Source organism: Niveispirillum sp., assembly GCF_052437035.1.
In the GTDB taxonomy this organism is placed as follows: domain Bacteria; phylum Pseudomonadota; class Alphaproteobacteria; order Azospirillales; family Azospirillaceae; genus Niveispirillum.
Genome location: NZ_JBQVOH010000003.1, coordinates 542,216 through 560,499, shown reverse-complemented (window position 1 = coordinate 560,499; position 18,284 = coordinate 542,216). Strand labels below are relative to the sequence as shown.

The 18,284-nt window shown below is 60.3% G+C and carries 16 protein-coding genes; 8 read left to right on the top strand and 8 right to left on the bottom strand.

All coding sequences use genetic code 11. From position 1 onward, the window contains the following. Positions 1 to 152 precede the first annotated feature (152 nt). Positions 153 to 4,424, bottom strand: a complete 4,272-nt coding sequence (locus tag ACT6Q8_RS11620; RefSeq protein ID WP_444732114.1) for a chemotaxis protein CheB — start codon at positions 4,422 to 4,424, stop codon at positions 153 to 155. Between the two features lie 222 nt (positions 4,425 to 4,646). Between ACT6Q8_RS11620 and dps the strand changes: the two genes are divergently transcribed. Further along, a complete protein-coding gene (gene dps / locus ACT6Q8_RS11615) occupies positions 4,647 to 5,129 on the top strand; it encodes a DNA starvation/stationary phase protection protein Dps (protein ID WP_054170403.1) in 483 nt (160 codons plus the stop codon). Between the two features lie 222 nt (positions 5,130 to 5,351). Here dps and ACT6Q8_RS11610 read toward each other — a convergent pair whose 3' ends face one another. The 7 genes from ACT6Q8_RS11610 to ACT6Q8_RS11580 all read right to left on the bottom strand — a co-directional run bounded on the left by ACT6Q8_RS11610 (position 5,352) and on the right by ACT6Q8_RS11580 (position 11,329). Continuing rightward, a complete protein-coding gene (locus tag ACT6Q8_RS11610; RefSeq protein WP_444732115.1) occupies positions 5,352 to 5,825 on the bottom strand; it encodes a hypothetical protein in 474 nt (157 codons plus the stop codon). A gap of 71 nt (positions 5,826 to 5,896) precedes the next feature. Beyond that, positions 5,897 to 6,775 carry an alpha/beta fold hydrolase gene (locus ACT6Q8_RS11605; protein WP_444732116.1) on the bottom strand — a complete coding sequence of 293 codons (879 nt, stop codon included), beginning with the start codon at positions 6,773 to 6,775 and terminating at the stop codon, positions 5,897 to 5,899. A 12-nt stretch (positions 6,776 to 6,787) separates the two neighbouring features. Continuing rightward, positions 6,788 to 7,423 carry an isochorismatase family cysteine hydrolase gene (locus ACT6Q8_RS11600; protein WP_054170401.1) on the bottom strand — a complete coding sequence of 212 codons (636 nt, stop codon included), beginning with the start codon at positions 7,421 to 7,423 and terminating at the stop codon, positions 6,788 to 6,790. A 97-nt stretch (positions 7,424 to 7,520) separates the two neighbouring features. After that, the gene (locus ACT6Q8_RS11595; RefSeq protein ID WP_444732117.1) at positions 7,521 to 8,693 is read right to left on the bottom strand and encodes a LuxR C-terminal-related transcriptional regulator; all 1,173 of its coding nucleotides are present in this window, start codon (positions 8,691 to 8,693) and stop codon (positions 7,521 to 7,523) included. Then, positions 8,690 to 9,091, bottom strand: coding sequence for a response regulator transcription factor (locus ACT6Q8_RS11590; protein ID WP_444732118.1), 402 nt, complete (start codon positions 9,089 to 9,091; stop codon positions 8,690 to 8,692). The genes ACT6Q8_RS11595 and ACT6Q8_RS11590 overlap by 4 nt, the downstream gene beginning before the upstream one ends. A 179-nt stretch (positions 9,092 to 9,270) precedes the next feature. Beyond that, complete coding sequence (locus tag ACT6Q8_RS11585; RefSeq protein ID WP_444732119.1) at positions 9,271 to 10,224, bottom strand: MBL fold metallo-hydrolase; 954 nt, start codon at positions 10,222 to 10,224, stop codon at positions 9,271 to 9,273. Between the two features lie 121 nt (positions 10,225 to 10,345). Further along, positions 10,346 to 11,329: an alpha/beta fold hydrolase gene (locus ACT6Q8_RS11580; RefSeq protein ID WP_444732120.1), complete on the bottom strand. Its 984-nt coding sequence runs from the start codon at positions 11,327 to 11,329 to the stop codon at positions 10,346 to 10,348. Between the two features lie 460 nt (positions 11,330 to 11,789). On the opposite strand from ACT6Q8_RS11580, the gene ACT6Q8_RS11575 reads away from it, so the two are divergent. The 7 genes from ACT6Q8_RS11575 (at position 11,790) to ACT6Q8_RS11545 (ending at position 17,972) form a co-directional block, all read left to right on the top strand. Next, positions 11,790 to 12,074, top strand: a complete 285-nt coding sequence (locus ACT6Q8_RS11575) for a tyrosine-type recombinase/integrase (protein ID WP_444732428.1) — start codon at positions 11,790 to 11,792, stop codon at positions 12,072 to 12,074. Between the two features lie 330 nt (positions 12,075 to 12,404). After that, complete coding sequence (locus ACT6Q8_RS11570; RefSeq protein ID WP_444732121.1) at positions 12,405 to 14,261, top strand: asparagine synthetase B family protein; 1,857 nt, start codon at positions 12,405 to 12,407, stop codon at positions 14,259 to 14,261. Between the two features lie 67 nt (positions 14,262 to 14,328). Further along, on the top strand, positions 14,329 to 14,889 hold the full coding sequence (locus ACT6Q8_RS11565; protein WP_444732122.1) for a JmjC domain-containing protein: 561 nt from the start codon (positions 14,329 to 14,331) through the stop codon (positions 14,887 to 14,889). Next, a complete protein-coding gene (locus tag ACT6Q8_RS11560) occupies positions 14,886 to 15,485 on the top strand; it encodes a JmjC domain-containing protein (RefSeq protein ID WP_444732123.1) in 600 nt (199 codons plus the stop codon). Before ACT6Q8_RS11565 ends, ACT6Q8_RS11560 begins: the two co-directional genes overlap by 4 nt. A 372-nt stretch (positions 15,486 to 15,857) precedes the next feature. Further along, complete coding sequence (locus tag ACT6Q8_RS11555) at positions 15,858 to 16,763, top strand: hypothetical protein (protein ID WP_444732124.1); 906 nt, start codon at positions 15,858 to 15,860, stop codon at positions 16,761 to 16,763. After that, entirely contained in the window at positions 16,760 to 17,695 is a 936-nt protein-coding gene (locus ACT6Q8_RS11550; protein WP_444732125.1) for a hypothetical protein, read from the top strand. The genes ACT6Q8_RS11555 and ACT6Q8_RS11550 overlap by 4 nt, the downstream gene beginning before the upstream one ends. Positions 17,696 to 17,699: 4 nt before the next feature. Beyond that, positions 17,700 to 17,972 (top strand): PqqD family protein, encoded by a 273-nt coding sequence (locus ACT6Q8_RS11545; RefSeq protein WP_444732126.1) that lies wholly within the window; start codon positions 17,700 to 17,702, stop codon positions 17,970 to 17,972. The last annotated feature ends 312 nt before the right edge of the window (positions 17,973 to 18,284 follow it).

The window sequence follows — 18,284 nt, the reverse complement described above, 5'->3', positions numbered from 1 at the left end:
CGGATAAATCCAAACCGCTTCAAAGATATGATAAATGATTTGATGATTATTACTAATTATCGGAATATACCTATACCTTTCATTATTGAAATTTAAAAATGATTCTTAGGACTATACATTTATAATTATTGGAATTGGTCTGGGTTTTATTTTTATTCTGGCGCCAATGTCAAGCCGTTCCAGTCGGCCAGTAATGCAATACGCGCCAGGGCGGGGATGGAACGCGCGCCGGTCCGGCGCATGATGGCGGCCCGGTGATGTTCTACGGTGCGCTGGCTGATACCCAGGTCAGCGGCGATGTTCTTGCTGGGATGTCCGGCCAGTACAAGTGTCATAATCTGCTGCTGACGTTTGGTCAGTCCGGCGATATGCTTGGCAGCGTCAAGATGCCAGGTGCCCAGCTTCGTGTCGTCTTCCGCCCGTTCCAAGGCTAGCTGGATGCTGGCTACAAGGTCGATGCGGCTGACCGGTTTTTCGATGAAATCGGCTGCACCGGCCCGCATGGCGGCCACGGCCACGGGTACATCGCTGCTGCCGGTCATGACGATGGCTGGGGTTGTGACACCGGTCTGCCGCAGATGGAGCAACAGGTCGATGCCGCCCATACCCGGCAGGTAGGCGTCGATCAGCAGACATTGCGGCCCTGTCCGTCGCGGCCCCGCCAGGAAGTCTTCCGCACTGGCGTGATCGACCAGATGCCAGCCCTGCCCTTCCAGGGACTGATGAAGGCTGTCGCGCAGCAGGGCGTCGTCGTCGATGATGTGGATGGTGACGCCATCCCCCGTTCCACCGCTGGGTTCCGGCATCCGTACTGCCAGTGGCGGCACGGCCAGCAAGCGCTGAACCGTGCGCAGCAAGGTCGTGGGATTGACCGGCTTATGCAGTTGCAATTCATTGCGCAGGGCGATAGCGCGCAACGTCTCGGTCGAGATGTCTGCCGTTAGCAAGAGACCGGGAACGGCGCGATGCAGGTCGCGGCGCAAGGAGGTCAGCAGATCCAGTCCGTTCGTTCCTCCCGGCAGATTAAAATCGACCAGCAGCAGGTCGGGGCGAAAGCCCTCTGCCGCCATTTGGCGGTGAGCTGATCCGGCATCGACCGTCAGCAGCACCCGGTGGCCGGCGTCGCGCAGAACCATTCCCAGCAGATCACCCACTTCCGGATCATCCTCCACCACCAGGACGTTGCCTGGAATGGCGACATCCTTGTCCAGGCTGTCAGGCGCGGACAGGTCAGGTGCTGTTGCCGACTGCGCATGGAACGGTATCTCTATGGTGAAGACCGATCCCTTGCCTGGTACCGACCGCACCCGCACGGGATGGTTCAGAAGCCCGCTCAGCCGACGGACGATCGACAATCCCAGGCCCAGGCCATTGCCGGGCTTTCCATCGGCCTGGGTTATCTGATGATGTTCCTCGAAAATCGCCTGTTGTTCAGCTTCTGGCACACCAACGCCCGTATCCCAGATTTCGACGCTGATCCCGTCCGCCCGGCGGCGGCAGCCCAGCAGCACCTTGCCCCGGCGGGTATATTTCAGGGCATTGGACAAAAGGTTGCGGACCATCTGTTCTAGCAGACGCCGGTCGCTGAAGACCTGAACGCTGCAAGGAACCACGCGCAATCTGAGGCCGCGTGCGTGGGCGTGGTAACTGAATTCTTCCCGCATCCGGCACAGCAGGTCGTCGATGGGGAACCGCGAAAGGTCGGTGGCGATGACGCCAGCCTCTATCTGGTTGATGTCCAGCAGGGCATTCAGCATGCCGGACATGGCACTGATGGTTTCCCCGATCCGATCCAGCAGTTCGCGATCCTGCTTCACCTGCGTCCGGCCCGCCAGGATGCCCTGAAGAAGGATCAGGGTCTGCAAAGGCTGGCGCAGGTCATGGCTGGCGGCAGCCAGAAAATGCGACTTGCCCCGGTTCGCCATGTCGGCTTGCCGCTTGGCAATCCGCAGCGCTTCGGCCACCCGCCGACGCTCGGTGATATCGACGAAGGTGATGACGACCCCTTCTACCTGATCGTCACGCGTCAGATAGGGCAACACCCGGCGCAGATACCATGCGCCGGTCCGCGCCTCGATCTCCCGTTCGATCGGCACGCGCGACTGCAAGACGGACTGGGCATCGGCAAACAGGTCGCCATCGGCGGCCAGCGAACTAAGGTCGGCCAAGGGGCGACCAACATCGCCAGGAAGAATGCTGAACAAGGACCGGGTGGCCGGCGTGAAGAATCGGATGGCCAGTTCGGGGTCCAGGAAGATGGTTGCCACATCTGTGCTGTAGAGCACGTTTTGCAGGTCGTTCGAGGTGGTGCGCTGCCGGTCCAGGGTTTCCTGCAACTGGCTATTCAGGGCTGTCAGCTCCTCGTTCAGCGATTGCAACTCCTCTTTGGAGGTCAGCAATTCCTCATTGGCGGACTGATACTCCTCATTGATGGACAGGGCTTCCTGCGTGACGGCCTTCTGTTCTTCCCCGGCCAGTTCCAGGTTGCGGATGGCCGCTTCCAGTTCGGCGCGCGTATGGTCCAGTTCAAGGGCCAGGCTGCCGGCCTGTCCTTCCGGGGGAAGCGGGGCCTTGCTGTCGCTGCCCATCACGGGCGGGGCCCGGTCGATGAAGCAGACCAGCATCAATTCCTCCCCCTCGTGGGTTACGGGATGCACAGCGATGCTGAAGTCAACAATGTCGCCATCGCGGCGTATCTGGCCACCCTTGATCGTAATCCTGGCTTTCTCCTGGTGCGGCTGTTGGATGGCGGCGCGCAGTTTCACCGCCAGGCTGGGGGCTGTCATGGCCAACAGATCCTGCGTCGGGTGACCGGCTGGCACCCGCAGGAAATGACCGGTTGGCCCAAGGGAATAGAGACAGTCATGGCTTCGATTGATCAGGATCGCAGCTGGTGCATACTCCTGCATCACCAGCTGTCGGCATAAATCCGCCAGCGCATTCTGCCGCGACAGGCCGGGGCCCGTACTGATACGAGGCAGAGCGCGGATACCGTCCCCTGCACTCATCAGGACGCTGAAATCGCCCGGTCGGCTGCGGCCGACATGGCGGAACAGTCGGGCGGGTTTCGACACGATCTCGAACCGATCGGACGCCGCCGGCACCACTGTTTCTGCTCCGCCCAGCAGCAGGAAACCACCATCACGCAGGGCGAAATGAAACAGGGCCAGCACCCGCGCCTGTGCTTCCGGCATCAGGTAGATGAGAAGATTACGGCAGGAGATGAAATCCAAACGTGAAAAGGGCGGGTCCGCCAGCACGTCTTGGACAGTGAAGATGATATGGCCACGCAGTTCCTGCGTCACCCTATATCCTGTGCCATCGGCGATGAAAAACTGAGCTAGCCGCTCGGCAGAAACATTCTCGGCAATATTCGCTGGATACCAGCCGTCGCGCGCGGTGGCGACGGCATCTGGATCGACGTCGGAGGCGAAAAGCTGCAGCTTCATCGCCAAACCGGCCAGGGCGATCTGTTCCAGAAACAGGATCGCCAGGGAATAGGTTTCCTGCCCGGTGCTGCATCCGGCAACCCATAGGCGCAGGTGATTGTCTGCCGACCTGCCCCGGATCAGGCCAGGAACGACGGTTGCAGCCAGGAGTTCGAACACTTTCGGGTCACGGAAAAACTCCGTGACATTAATCAACATGTCCTTGGCAAGGTTGTCGCGCTCCGTCGGATCGCTGCGCAGCAGATCCAAGTAATCCGGCAGACTATCGGTGGCGATGCCGGCCATGGACATGCGCCTATCAATACGCCGCCGCAGCGTCCCCGGCTTGTAGAGCGTGAAGTCGTAGGGTGTATGGGTGCGCAGCAGGTCGATGATGCTGGTCATCCCGTCCTGCCCCACGCCGGCGGGGGGCGGATTGTCCAGGCGGTGGCGGCCGCGGATGATGTCCGGCATCGCGGCGACTGGCAGCACATGATCCACCAGACCGGTGGCCATGGCGCTGCGGGGCATGCCGTCGTACCCGGCCTCCGCCGGTTCCTGCACGATCACCAGCCCGCCCGCCGCCTTCACGGCACGCAGCCCCTGGCTGCCATCCGTACCCGTACCCGACAGGACGACACAAACCACACGGTCACCAAAATCCCGGGCCAGTGAGGCCAACAGGAAGTCGAAGGGCAGGCGGGCGCCCTTGCCGCGCGGCGGGGACATCAAATGCAGGCGACCGGCGACGACTGACAGATAGGCGCCGGGCGGTATGACCATGACATGGCCCGGCAGTAATTCCATACCCTCGGTGATCTGCTGGACACGGAGAGCCGTATGGGCGGTCAGAAGATCGACCAGCAGGCTGTCATGATTGGGGGCCAGATGTTGGACCAGGATGAAACTAGCCCCGCCGCCATCGTCCAGTGCTTCCAAGAGCCGGATGGCGGCCTCCAAACCGCCTGCTGACGCGCCGATGGCAACAATATCCATGCCGTTTTCACGGCGTGGAGCGTCCTCAGGTCTCGGGATTCTGGGGTTCATGGTGAAGTCACCGATCATATATTTTCAGAAAACTTAATGAAGTGTAGCGTAATTTCATAATAAGTATACATAAAATATAACCTTTATATACCACTTTTGGATTTAGGTATTTTCCGAAACTTATACCTAACGGCTCAATAATTTATGATTTAATGCCAAAAAGGGAGATCGATGATGCAATACACTCACAACACCCTATCGGAAAACACACGCGGTCAGTCGGTTGAACTGCTGAACAGGCATTTGGCTGCGGCCGTTGATTTGCATGCCCAGGTCAAGCAGGCACACTGGAACGTTCGCGGCAGCAGTTTTTCAGCTGTACATGAAATGTTCGATAATGCCGCCATCGAAGTCGGCACTTATGCAGACCTGATGGCGGAACGAGCCGCCGCTCTGGGCGGCACGGCCTATGGCAGCGTTCATGTGGCGGCTGAACGATCATTCCTTGTACCCTATCCATTGGGGGTGGCCGAGGCCCGGCAGCACATCTTTGCGCTGTCGCAGGCGTTCAGCGCCTTTGGCCAGTCGGCCCGTGAAGCGATTGGCCTGTCCACTAGCCATGGAGATCCTGTCACTGCCGACTTGTTCACCCAGGTCACCCGTGGGATGGATCGGCAGCTCTGGCTGATCGAATCTCACGAGGCGAGATCATGAGCCCGGTTGTTCAACTCACGGCGCCCATGGCCGGGCGTGAGGCGCTTTCAAGATGGGTCAATGAGGGCGGAGCCTTGTCACAGCCCGGTACTGGCCGTAACCTCCTTTGACGGACAGGGAGCTATTGTCGGGATAGCGCCCGTTCATGGCGAGTTTTGTGGTCTTCTAAAACGGTGAAGACGGCAACTTGAAGCGGAGCCGCCAGGGTACGGACAGCAATATTCAAGCTGGTAAAGGCCGCCGCCGGGCGGAAAGCCAACCCATGGCCACGAACGCCAGAAACAGCGCCCCATGGGCAAGGGCGAAGGGAGGCTCGCTGCCACTTGGGGCAAGGTTGTTCAATGGCCCAACTTTCAGGAAAGCCTGCACCACCGCAACGAAGCAATTGAGGTAAAGCGCGATAGTTGCCGTCACGATGTAGGTCACGGGCCAACGGCGACAATGGGCGGCTACAGCCACGGCCAGTACCGCCAGCGACACGCCACCGATCCCCAGGGCCGGCGTGAAGGCCGTGATCGGGAACATGAAACCCGTTACGGTGGTGACGATCGTGGTGACAAGGAACACCGCGTTCATCCGGCTCAACCACCGGCCTCCAATGGTGGCCAGCAGCCAAGTGAGCCCCGTGGCGATCCCGATCAGAGAGATGATGACATGCAGAAGCGTGAAAGCCTCAATCGACAATCCAAGCAGCATTTTTCCCCTCCATGGATAAGCCCGTCGGTCAAAATCTCTGGCCGCCGGTAAAAGATGGCCGCCGGCGGCACTCAGGCCGACCGCGGATTGTTCTTCACGAAGCTGGCGATCAAGTCTGCGCTCAGTCCCGGATACTGGTGCTGCGGCCCGTGGCCGCTATCGGGCCAGGTGGCCACGAACAGGGTGGGCCAGAGGTCGTTCATGGCGTACCAGTTTTCCACCGGGAACATGATGTCATGGTCGCCCGACAAGGCCAGTACGGGAATGTCGGTGGAGCGGTAAAAGGCTTGATAGGCGCCATCGGGGTCGGGAAAGGGCGTGGTCGGGTCGGAACTTTCGATCACCGACTGGATCATCACAGCAGGCGGGGTGACGGCATCCACCACGATGGACCGCGACGCGATGCGCGCCACGGAGGCGTCGCCCGCCGCGCGGGATCGGGCGCTGTCCGGCTCAAAGAACAGGATATATTCCTCCGCCATACCATATTCCGGCTTGAAGGCCGTTTGCAGGAACACCGGTTCCTGCGCCTTGACCATCAGGCCGGGCGGCATGGTGCCGATAGCCAGCACATGGCTGACCTTGGTCGGATGAAGGGCCGCAAAGACCTGGGCCGCGAACCCACCCAGCGACCAGCCGGCGATGACCACGCGGCCAAGACCCAGTGCCGTAACCAGATCATCCACATCGCGGGCCATGTCCGTCTTGGCATAGCTGGCCTTGCCGGTGGACAGGCCCAGGCCGGAATAGTCGAAGACGGTGACAGTGAAATCGCGCGCCAGAAGGTCCAGGAACAGTGGGTCCCAGCTATCCATCGTGCCCCGGAACCGGACACAAAGGACAAGGTCGGGGCCGTGCCCGAAGCGGCGATAGGCCAGGCGGCGCCCGCCCACCTCCACAGTGCGGTTGGGCGCGGTCAGGGCGGTGTGGTCGAAGGACAATGCATCCATTTCCAGCTCTCCTCAAATGTTCGGAATGGTCAGGGTGGCCAGCAGTTCGGCGGCGGTCACGATGGCGTGGGCATAGGTGGGGCCGTTGATTTCGTGCGCCGCGCGCATGGCCTCGGGGCTGGCCGCGGCGGTGGCGTCACGGACTAGGGTGACGTGGTAGCCCAGCTCCACGGCATAGCGGCCCGTGCATTCGATGCAGGTATTGGCGATCAGCCCGATCAGGATGACGCGGCTGATACCCTTCTGTTTCAGCAGGAAATCCAGGTTGGTATTGGCGAAGCCGCTGGAACCCCAATGTTCGGTGGCGACCAGATCGCCCGGCTGGGGCGCGAATTCAGGAAACCATTCCCCGCCCCAACTCCCGGCTTCAAACACCCTGTGCTGATATCCCCCCAGCAGATAGGGGTTGGGATGGTCCCAGCCGTCAAGATCGCCGTCTTTCCAGCGGTGATGCGGGACGATAATGACGGGCAGGCCGGCGCCACGGGAGACGGCCACCACCTTGCGCAGATTGTTCAGCAGGCCCAGTTCCGTGGCCACGGACGCGACCATAGGCCAGAGCTTGCCTTCCGGCGCCAGAAAATCATTGTACGGATCAACGAACAGCAGCGCGGTGCGCGCCCTGTCGATTGGCTGGGTCGCCGACATCGGGATATCTCCGGTGATCGCTTACCCCCGCAGATCGGGGTGCCGTTACGATGCGCCGGATGATGCCGTTAACCAATTGTCCTTGGATGTAACCCGCTCATACCTGCGTATAGGGGGTACTGCCCGGGGGGCTGACTAGCTTCAGCGCTTCTGCCATACGGACCAGATCGGCAAGGGTTCGGGCGCCCATCTTGCGCATGGCGGCACCGCGATGGATCTTCACCGTGATTTCCGACAGACCCAGGTCGCCCGCGACCTGCTTGTTCAGGCGACCGGCGGTGACAAGGGCCATCACCTGACGTTCCCGCGGCGACAATATTTCATAAAGGGAACGCAGATGGTCGGCCGCATCCAGCAGGTCCTGGTCGCGACAGGGCTTTGGCAGGAAATCCACGGTACCCGCCTTCATGGCCCGCACGGACATGGGAGTATCGCCATGCACGGGCAGGCCAGATGCCCAACCCCTGAAGCTGCGCCTGAAACTCCAGACCGCCGATACCGGGCATGCGCACATCCAGCAAAAAACAGCCGGGTACGTCCGGTCGGGGCGTATCAAGGAAACACCGCACGCTTTCATGTGCCATCGCATCCAGCCCGACGGAGCGGAACAGGCTTTCGGCAAAGACGTGGCGGCTTTGCGGTGCAAAGCACCAGGCGACATGGCCGCCGACAACTCCTCACGCTGGGTGGCCCCGAACAGGGAGATGACCTTGTCATTGACGTCAACCACAAGAACGGCACGCATTGCCTCGACCACCCAGTCCGGGTTCTCCGCCATATATCGGGGCAGGTCCGTGACAGCCGACGCCATCAGGCTGCCGATCATTATGCGCACGCGGCTGAAATCCATTTCCCAGAACGCGGCCGCCATGGCTTGAAACAGATTTCGGTAGCGATGCGCCGCCAGCCGCGTTTCCTGTTCCAGGGTGTTCAGCGCCGAGATATCGCGCCCGGTTTCCACGATATCGACCGGTAGTCCACCGGCATCACGGCGCAGGGTCCAGCGCACCTCAATCGACAGTTCGCGCCCATCAGAGGCACGACGTCCGACCTCACCCTCCCAGATGCCGGCTGCCAGCAACCGTGCTTCGATATCGGCCATCGGGAACAGGTAGCGCGTCCCCAGCAGATCATGCAGCTTCTGCCCCAGGGCCGCGACCGCCAACAAGCCGTATAGCCGTTCGGACGCCCGGTTCCAGAGCGTGACGTGCCCCGGCATGTCGCGCACGATCAGGCTTTCGGAAATCAGATCCGCGATATCGTCCGTCATGGCCGATTCAGTCCCGGCATAGCCGTATCCACGGTCCCCATGGCGACCGTCAGGCATTCCGCAAGGTCCTGCGCATCGAACGGCTTCTGAAGAATGCGCGACGGGTTGGTGGCAGCGGCCCGGTCCAGCAGGAAGCGTTCTGTGTGCGCCGTCATCAGGATGACGGGCAAATCCGGCCGTAAACCAGCCAGCGACAGCCGCAAGTCGATACCGGACATTCCGGGCATCTGGATGTCGCTGATAACGCAATCAGCCCTGATCACATCCGCGCCGGCGAGGAATTCTTCAGCAGAACCATAGGCCATGGCGCGATAGCCGTATGAACGCAGGAGATTTTCCAGGGCGGCGCAAAGCGATGGATCATCATCGATGACACAGACGAGCAAGTGGCTGGACACTGGACGTCTTTCTATGAACTGAGACGTACATGATGCTGGCTCGGGTCAGGTGTCAGCGGAATCATATTTAGGTGTTAGCGAATGGTGTAAGCGGCCGCCCGATCTGCCCTCGTCGAAGTGCCGTAAAGTGTCTGCCGGCGACCGGTTTGGGGGACGCGTCGGGAAGCGACCGTTCCTGTTCAGGCCAGCGCCACATGGCGATAGGCGCTGCCGTGCCGTTCGGCGATGGCGAAGCCGGGCGCAGTCCAGTGATAGCCAAGCATGCGCAGCTTCTCCGTTGCTGCCCGGTCGATCAGACGACGGCGGGTGGCCACCCCCTGGTCCTGGTCGGTGTCGAAGCCGAAGCGCCAGCCAGGATGTTCGAATGACGCGACGACATTGGTGATGGCGTCGCCCGTAATCAGCAAGCCGTCATCCCCCGCCAGTTCCAGGGAGATATGGCCCGGCGTGTGGCCCGGCGTGGCCAGGACACGCAGGCCCATCACCACCTCGTCCCCATCTTTCAGCCTGACCAGACGGTCGGCAACAGCACCCAGGTCGCGCTTGGCGCCGGGCACGAAGTCGCGCAAGCCCGGATAGCGCGCATCCGGGTCCGGCCCCATCCAGAAATCCCATTCCGCCGCCGATACGTGATAACTGGCGTTGGGAAAACACAGCCCCCCACCCGGCAGCACCACGCCGCCCGAGTGGTCCGGATGGGCATGGGTCAGCACAACATGGGTGATGGCGGCCGGATCGACCCCGGCGGCCCGCAGATTGTCGCGCAGCCGCCCGGCCGACGGCTGGAACTTGTCCCCCGACCCGGTATCGACCAGGATCAGCGCCTGACCGGCCCGGATCAGGGGGATGTTGACGGGGATGTCAGCCATGCCCGCCCGTCCGCCCAGGCGCCGGATGATATCGGCCCGTTCGGAGGGGCCCGCATCCGGCGTGATGATGGCGTCCGACAGGGTGATGAAACCGTCGCTGAACACATCGATCTGAAAATCACCATGCCCGAAGCGCCGCGGTGGGGCCGCCACGCTGAGCCCGATATCCAGGGCACCGGCGGCCACCGTCAGCGCGGCGGTGCCGGCCAGGAAGGCGCGCCGTGCGATGGGTGAGGGTTCGCGATGATAGGCCGGATGCAGCATGAAAACCTCCACCGTGACAGGTTCGGACGGGCAGGCCGGCGATTGCCGGCCCGCGTCCTCATGGGTGCGTGAGCCGTGCCACCAGATGGCGGCGCCCGACGCCAGAAGGAGCGCCTAACGATCAGGCCTTGAAATAGGCCAGCAGGTCGGCATTGATCGTATCCGCCTGGGTGGTGGCCATGCCGTGATCAAAGCCCTCGTAGACCTTCAGCGTGCCCTTCTTCAGCAGTTTTATGCCCAGCAGCGCGCTGTCGGCGATGGGAACGATCTGGTCATCGTCGCCATGCATCACCAGCACCGGCACGTCGATCTTCTTCATATCCTCGGTGAAGTCGGTCTCCGAGAAGGCCTTGATGCAGTCATACTGGGCCTTGATGCCGCCCATCATGCCCTGGCGCCACCAATTGTCGATGACGCCCTGGGAAACCTTGGCGCCGGGCCGGTTGTAGCCGTAGAAGGGGCCAGCCGGCACATCCTTGTAGAACTGCGCCCGGTTGGCTGCCACGGCGGCGCGGAAACTGTCGAATACCTCTAGCGGCAAGCCGCCGGGATTCTTGTCCGACTTCACCATGATTGGCGGGACGGCACCGATCAGGACGGCCTTCTTCACCCGGCCCGGTTCGGCACGGGCGACATAGCGCGCCACCTCGCCGCCGCCGGTGGAATGGCCGACATGGATGGCGCCCTTCAGGTCCAATGCCGTGGCAAGCGCCTTCACATCCTCGGCATAGGTGTCCATCTCGTTGCCTGCGTCAGTCTGGCTTGACCGGCCATGGCCGCGACGATCATGGGCGATGACGCGGAAGCCCTGGCCAAGGAAGAACAGCATCTGCGCGTCCCAGTCATCGGCTGACAGCGGCCAGCCATGGTGGAAGACGATAGCCTGCGCATCGCGCGGCCCCCAATCCTTGTAGAAAATTTCCGTGCCGTCCTCGGTCTTGACCGTGCTCATGATCCGGGTTCCTTCAGGGGGCGTGCCGGCCTCTGCCGACGCCAGGGGGAAGAGGGTGGTGGAAAGCAGGCCGGCGGCGTACAGGCCTATGCCGCCGGCCAGGACGTCACGGCGGGTGGCGCCGGTGACGGCGCGGGTCACCATGCTTTTCATGATGGGCTCCGATTGTCCGATAGGGCCGGCGGTGCCGCCGGTGGCCGAGTTGCTCGACCGGAAAGCCAGCACAGAATGGACCCAAGCCGGGCATTGGACAATTATCCGCGTATTTCAGGCCTCTAACACGTTGGTATAGGTTTATTAACCATGATGCCGGTGACAACGACACGGGTGCGACGGGCCGCACCTAGCGCTATGACACCCGCTCTATGCAGGTGGGGCCCAACGCGCCCGGCTTGGCGACGAGCTCTGGCCAATAGGGCGGGCCTGGAACAGTTGAACAGCATCACGACGCTGTATCAGGAGTTGGACGGGATCGAGTGGGGCAGTTACGACCCTGCCGGCACCCTAAAGCAACGCACCATCCGCGCCCCTGTCGCTGGCGATGTTGTGGTGGCCATCGACAGCAAGCTACGTGGTTGTGACCTTGTCCGGATGAAGATCAGCGACATTGTTCGTGGTGGAGAAATCCGGTCCCGTTCCTCTGGTTGTTAAAAAGAAAACGGGACGGCCAGTTCAGTTCGAGTTGCTGGAGACGGCCCGCAAAAGCCTGAAGGCTTGGCTGGAACGGCGGGGCGGGTCGTTGACTGATTATGTTTTTCCCAGCCGAGACGATCATGCAAAACCCACCAGCACCCGCCAGTATGCGCGCCTTGTTGAGGAATGGGTGATTGGGACCGGCCTGCGCCGCGAGGATTATGGAACCCATTCCCTGCGGAGGGCCAAGGCTGCCCTCATTTAAAAGCAGACCGGCAACCTGCGCGCCGTGCAAATCCTGCTGGGCCAGACCAAGATCGAGACGACGGACATATAGCCGGTGTATCCGCTGGTAACCACCGGGGCGGGCGGGAATGGCCGGAATCCCAGATTTGTCGCCATAAACCCGCCCGTCCGCTTCCGGCCCGATTTGGCCGCTTCGCACCCCGTTTCGGTCATTCTCACACTGGTGCGCGCCCACCATAAGCGGACTGTCAGCTCGCATGACTATTTGACGCGGCTGGACGCCTTGAAATGGTGGTAAGCGGACACTCATTGGGCGATGCAGTAGATCAACCAGAGGGAGCAGTACGCGATGTTTGCGGGCGTGATGTCGGTCGGGCGCAAAGGCTGGCCCATGCCCCGGCCGACTGCCGCCAGCATGGCGATTCCCTTCGCGGTGTTCGGACAGGCTGACGCTGAAGGCATGGCAGTATCGGAAACAGCGGTCCTGCTCGAGCGCAGGCGCTTCGTCAGCGCACAGAACCGCGACTTGGAACTGCCGCGTTGCTGCCCTAAGTCAGGAGCCTGGATCAGCTTTTGGGGGCGGATCGACAACCGCGCCGATTTGGCCCGAGCACTTGGCCTCGTCGGCGTTGGTGACGAAACGACCGATGCTGCCTTGGTCGTAGCGGCTTGGGCACGGTTCGGTCGTGATCTGCCTGCGCAGTTGATTGGTGATTTCACGCTCGCTGTGATCGACGATGCGCGCCGCCAAGTCTTTCTCGCCCGCGATCCCATGGGGTCTAGGCCGCTCTATTATCGATACGACAATGGCGTCTTTGCCTTCGCGTCCACGGCCGCGGCGCTGAAGTTTCCAGGCTTGCCGCTCACGCCTGACCGTGACTGGATCGCGCGGTCTCTATGGGGAGGGCTGTCCAAGCATATCGAACGGACTGCTTATGTCGAGTTCCAAAAATTGCCCGGCGGACACACACTGTTCCTGGAGGCTGATGGTACACCACAGGTCGAGCGCTGGCACCATTGGCGCGATGATGCTCCCTTCGCCACACGGCGCGATTCTGCGCATGTCGACGCCTATCGCGCCATGCTCGAAGAGAGCGTGAATTGCCGTCTGACGAGCGATTATCCCGTGGGCGTCGAGACATCAGGTGGCATCGATTCATCAATCGCAGTGGCGCTTGCTGCGCGGACCCTTGGCTCGGGCGACCGGCTGCGGACGTTTGGATTTGCTAATTTTGAGGATGAACCTGAATTGATCCTGGCGACCAGCCAAGCGTACCGGATCGAGCATAACTATCTGGCCACTGGATATGCGGTATGCGAGGCGGAATCCGCCCGCGTACTCGCTGCGATCGGCTATCCTGCCGAACATGGAAATGCCGATTTTCATGTGCCCTTTTATCGCGAGGCCACACTGCATGGCGTGCGCACGTTGATTTCAGGATTCGGAGGCGACGAGGTTGTCTCCAATCAAGGCCAACACGCACTGATTGAAATGCAGCGGGCGGGAGCCTATCGTCAGCTTCTGGAAATGCTAAAGGGCAATGCACTGATGCGGACCGCACGGCTGGCCAAGCGCATTCTGATGCCTCCCCGTGCGCAGACACACAATTCGGCATACCTTGCTGACTGGCGTCAGCGTTGGCCTCACTGCCCGCTGACCAATTCGGTAATCGACGAACATCAAGTTGAGCGCGATTATTTCAACTCAGCAAGGTTCGATGGCCCTTATGAGCGCGTCAATGACTTCATTCTCGGTCACCACCTAGGCCCGATGGATTCGACCACCCGGCTGGAAAATTGCACCCTCGCCGCTGCTGCCTGGGGAATCGAATATCGTTGGCCGTTGTGGGACGCGCGTTTGGTGCAGCTGTATCTTTCAACGCCCACGATCGAGAAATTTGGCCCAAGGGGCATCGGCCGCTACCTTCATCGCCGCGCGATTGATGGGATCGTGCCATCCAAAGTCGCGTGGCGGATGACCAAATGGATGGGATCACCCGTTGGCAGGCACCTTGATCCGCGCGATCTGGCCGATTGGGGGCGTGTTCTAAGAGACAAAATGCCCTCCGACGTTGCTGCGGTCATCGATCCAGAGAAGCTGGATCGCCTGATTGGCGGGCTGGAAGGCACTCCAGACTATGAATACAGAGCACTTTGCAGAAGGACGTTCACCTCGCTGTCTTCGGTCAGTCGGTGGTTGGAGTAGCAATGTGATGTCGCCTGCCGCGTGCGACGACGTGCGACTGCGGGAGGGCCACGGAGCGAGGAGTGAAATGCCGATCAGGACCCTGAGTGATCTCGTCACTACTGCGAACATGGCTGCCTTTTCCGTCGCCTTTGCCACCAAGGCCCGCTGGCATGCGGAAATGCCGATGCGTACGGATATATCAGAACTGTGTCCTTGGCCGACGTTCGACGCATTGATCGCAACAGGCGCAATTCCAGCCGATAAGTTCGCTGTACTCCTCAACGCAAAATCGATGCTGAAGTCGTTTTATGTTGACGAACGAGGCCAACTCCGGCCGGGCGCGATCCAGGCATTCGCAGCCCAGGGTGCGACGCTGACTGTCAACAATATCGACCGCTTCGTGCCCGCGATCGGCGAGTTGGCAACGGCGATCGAGCGTGAGCTGTGCTGCAAAACCGGGGTCAACGCGTATATCAGCTTTGGCACGAAGTCCGCATTTCTGGCGCACTCCGACGACCATGATGTGCTGATCGTTCAGCTTCAGGGCGTCAAGCATTGGCGCACGTACGGAGTGCCGGAACCGTTTCCAACAAGAAGCGTGCATATGGGAAGCCCCCCCCCCCTTGTGAATGGGAAGGGCGAATGACGCCGGGTGACCTACTCTATCTTCCGCGCGGGGAGGTCCACGCCGCGGTTCCCGAAGAACAGCCGTCGATGCACCTTACGATCGGAATCGCCGAGCAGACGGGGGTGGATTTCATCGCGTGGCTGGCAACGAAAGCGAAAGAGGTTGTCGCATTACGTCGTGACCTGGGCGCCACGCTGCCCCGAGAAGCGCGCGTTGCCCGTGACCGCGAACTTATTCAGTCAATCCTTGACCTGCTGGAAACCGCAACGGTTGACGAATTCGAGGCTCTCCAGGCCACTCAACGTTCGCTCCGACCACTTGCCAGTTTCGGAATTGCCGGCAGGCTGACGCCCACGAGCCGCCTGGTCAGTGCTTTGCGGCGAGAGGTCGATCTGATGGTCGAGCGAGAGGGGGCTGCCCAATTAGTAATCGGAGAACAACGTTTTAGGTTATCTCTGAATGAACGTCTTGCACTTGCTAATATCAACCATCTTGGTACCGTGTCCTTCGGTGCGCTTACAGAAGAATTGGCAGGCAAAATGTCGGTTAACGATTTGGCCAAGGCCATTCAGGAGTTGGCAGAAAAATCCTTGGTCGCTATCGCGGAGGATTAACGCTTGCGCTTCATCCCTATCTTTGCGTAGTTTTCTCCCCAAGTATCACATGAAGGGCCAGAATATGACCAGCCAAGTCGAGACCAATGAAGGCGTTGTGGCTCCGCTGACCACCAAGGAAGCATGGGAAACGCCGCGGGTCACGTCTGCTGCGGTCTCTGAGATCACCAAGGGTGGCCCTACCCGTGGCACTGAAACCGGCGGCGACATTGGCCCTACTAGCTGATGGCTTCAGCCTAGCTGGGCCTCAATATGGGGGGTGGATTGGATCCTTCCCTCTCAATCGGCGCGGGGGAACATTTGCCTGTGGTGCGTTATGTCACACGCAAGGAGGGAAGCGTCCAACGTTGAAATTGCTGAGGTTTGGACTGAATGTTGTCCCTAGAGAGGCGACTTCGAGGTTGGACGCCCATCGCCTTTCATGGCGGTCACGAAGCTGTCATTGAATGGGCTGATTTGCGCGATCAGTCGTTCGACAGACCTTTCTTTTCTCAAACCCTGAAGGCACGGAGCGCAGCGTCGAACGACGCCATCGTGCAGTCCGGCCTGTCAACACTTTCATCACTCGATTCCGAGCCGTCACTCGATCCCGATGTGATCATCGCTCACCCGTCGCGGTCCGGATCGACGTTGCTTTCGCTGCTGACAGCCGCAATGCACGAACAATCGGTTCTTGTTGGTGAGCCCGAGATCGTTTTTCAGCTTCTTCAGGCCAATTTGCAACGCCCGCTCGAGGCGCCGGATAAAACCCTACGGCAATTGATCCGGGCGCTCGGTCGCAGACGCTTTGGTACAGAGCAGCGCTTTGTCGTCAAACTTTCCAGCCGGACCAGCCATTTCCTTGCGCTGTTCCGTCGGGCCTTTCCCAAGACCCCGATCGTCTGGGTGCAGCGGGAGCCGACAGAGATCGTCGAGTCAAACCTCAGGAGACCGCGCCGGGCGCTTGCAGGATTGGATCCGGAATCGGTCGCTCGACTGGCACTGCGCGATGTGTCCTGGGCGTTTCTGGCGGCGACTGGCTTCGAAGATGCCAATTTTCACGTTGTCGACTATCGCAACTTGCCCTGTGCAGCGTGGACCCGTGTAGCGCCGCTTATGCAGGTGCAGATCGGAGAGGATTGCTTGTTGCGGATGCACAATGTGAGTCGCACTCATTCGCATAGCGGCGAACCCTACTTGTGGCGTACGCCAAGCCCGTTGCCTAAGAATGTGCAAGATATTGTTAGCAATACGCTCGACCCACTCTATGAGGCACTTGCAAGGCGGGCGCAGCTTTGACCCTGCATTTTTATCGCATCTGCGGCTTGGTTGTCGCGTCCGAAATAGAACTGGCTGGTTCATTACCGCTCAAGGCATCGAACCAGAGCCACGACGTGGTCATGCGTTTGGGCGGGGTTCCTCAAACCTTATTGAACGCTACGACATCCAGGCCAGGGTGGGACGCTCATGGAGACCAATTCCTACTCCGCGCGCCGGGCACCGGGCGATTTCTGATCAAGCGCGGCCAGGAGGTTGTGTTCGAACTCGAGCCGGGCGTTCCTGCACAAGCCTGTGCGGCCTATCTGCAAGGCACAGTTATGGGCGCTTTGCTTCACCAGCGCGGCGGCATTGTTCTCCATTCGAGCGGCATCGAAGCCGACGGTGGGGCAATTCTATTTGCGGGCGCATCGGGAGAAGGCAAGTCGACTCTGGTAGCGGCGCTTTCGACCCGGGGCTATCCCGTGATTTGCGACGACGTGAGCCATGTTTCGTTTAATCAGGAAGGTCGTCCGCTGGTTAGCTCAGATGCACGGAGAATAAAGCTCACCGATGAATCCATACATGCCACAGGATTGGAGATGGGACGTCGCGAAGCTGTGCTGGCCAATACTGAAAAGACCTATGTGAAGCCAGCAAAGCATTGGACGGGTTCCGATCTACCACTGAGGGCGATTTATCTACTGCAATCGGCGGCGATCAACGATGCGGTCGTAGCGCGCCTTCCGTCTGCCATGGCGCTCAACGAATTACGGGGAAATGCACATCGCCCAAACATCGTGCTTCACACTGGGCAGCTCCCCCGCTATTTTCAGGCCTCAGCAAAAATTTTGGAGCATGCGCCAGTCTACGTTATTAAACGTGGGCGCTACCTGTCGAAACTCGCGTCAACCATGGATATTCTGGAAGCGCACTGGCGAGCGTGTGCCTGGACTGCACTCAAGAGGAACTAACGGCATGATAATTGCGCACAACGGCGAGTGGCTAAGCGCTATGATCGGCGCAGAATGTGCGCTGATGTGCATCGACAACGGCAACTACATCGTGGTCTCGCGAGTAGGCGCTCGAATTTGGGAATTGATTGCGGAACCTCAAGATCTATCGGATATTTGCGCTCAGCTCTGCAAAGAGTTCGATGTTGCAGAGGATACCTGCCGGAATGAAGTCGAATCATTTGTCATGACACTTCGAGAGGAAGGTGCCGTAACGTGTTCGGTGCCAGATGCGTGACTCTCTCGGCGCACTATGCTGTCAGGGCAAAATTGTCGCTCTTCAGTCCATCACGCCCAACGCGTGGCGTAGCGTCGCGGAGTAGCGACCTCGCCAGAGGCATATGTTAGGCGGCGACGTGGCGCTTGGATATTCCGATGATGTCGGTGCCGCGTTCGAAACGCCGTTACGATCGCCACTTCATCATCTGTAGGAAGCGCTGGATGATGCGGCGCTGGATCGTCACCCAAACGTACTTGTTGAGCGGCGAAAACTTCGCTACTGGCTGTAGTGGTCCGCATTGGATGCGGGACGGTGCCATCAAGGCCGGGA

Bases quoted from the DNA above. Each gene is read 5' to 3' on its own strand.
- ACT6Q8_RS11560 (WP_444732123.1), top strand. From the start codon at position 14,886: ATGACGCCGGGTGACCTACTCTATCTTCCGCGCGGGGAGGTCCACGCC.
- ACT6Q8_RS11570 (WP_444732121.1), top strand. From the start codon at position 12,405: ATGTTTGCGGGCGTGATGTCGGTCGGGCGCAAAGGCTGGCCCATGCCC.
- ACT6Q8_RS11605 (WP_444732116.1), bottom strand. From the start codon at position 6,775: ATGGATGCATTGTCCTTCGACCACACCGCCCTGACCGCGCCCAACCGC.
- ACT6Q8_RS11595 (WP_444732117.1), bottom strand. From the start codon at position 8,693: ATGACGGACGATATCGCGGATCTGATTTCCGAAAGCCTGATCGTGCGC.
- dps (WP_054170403.1), top strand. From the start codon at position 4,647: ATGATGCAATACACTCACAACACCCTATCGGAAAACACACGCGGTCAG.
- ACT6Q8_RS11600 (WP_054170401.1), bottom strand. From the start codon at position 7,423: ATGTCGGCGACCCAGCCAATCGACAGGGCGCGCACCGCGCTGCTGTTC.
- ACT6Q8_RS11555 (WP_444732124.1), top strand. From the start codon at position 15,858: ATGTTGTCCCTAGAGAGGCGACTTCGAGGTTGGACGCCCATCGCCTTT.
- ACT6Q8_RS11620 (WP_444732114.1), bottom strand. From the start codon at position 4,424: ATGGATATTGTTGCCATCGGCGCGTCAGCAGGCGGTTTGGAGGCCGCC.
- ACT6Q8_RS11585 (WP_444732119.1), bottom strand. From the start codon at position 10,224: ATGCTGCATCCGGCCTATCATCGCGAACCCTCACCCATCGCACGGCGC.
- ACT6Q8_RS11610 (WP_444732115.1), bottom strand. From the start codon at position 5,825: ATGCTGCTTGGATTGTCGATTGAGGCTTTCACGCTTCTGCATGTCATC.
- ACT6Q8_RS11580 (WP_444732120.1), bottom strand. From the start codon at position 11,329: ATGAAAAGCATGGTGACCCGCGCCGTCACCGGCGCCACCCGCCGTGAC.
- ACT6Q8_RS11565 (WP_444732122.1), top strand. From the start codon at position 14,329: ATGCCGATCAGGACCCTGAGTGATCTCGTCACTACTGCGAACATGGCT.
- ACT6Q8_RS11545 (WP_444732126.1), top strand. From the start codon at position 17,700: ATGATAATTGCGCACAACGGCGAGTGGCTAAGCGCTATGATCGGCGCA.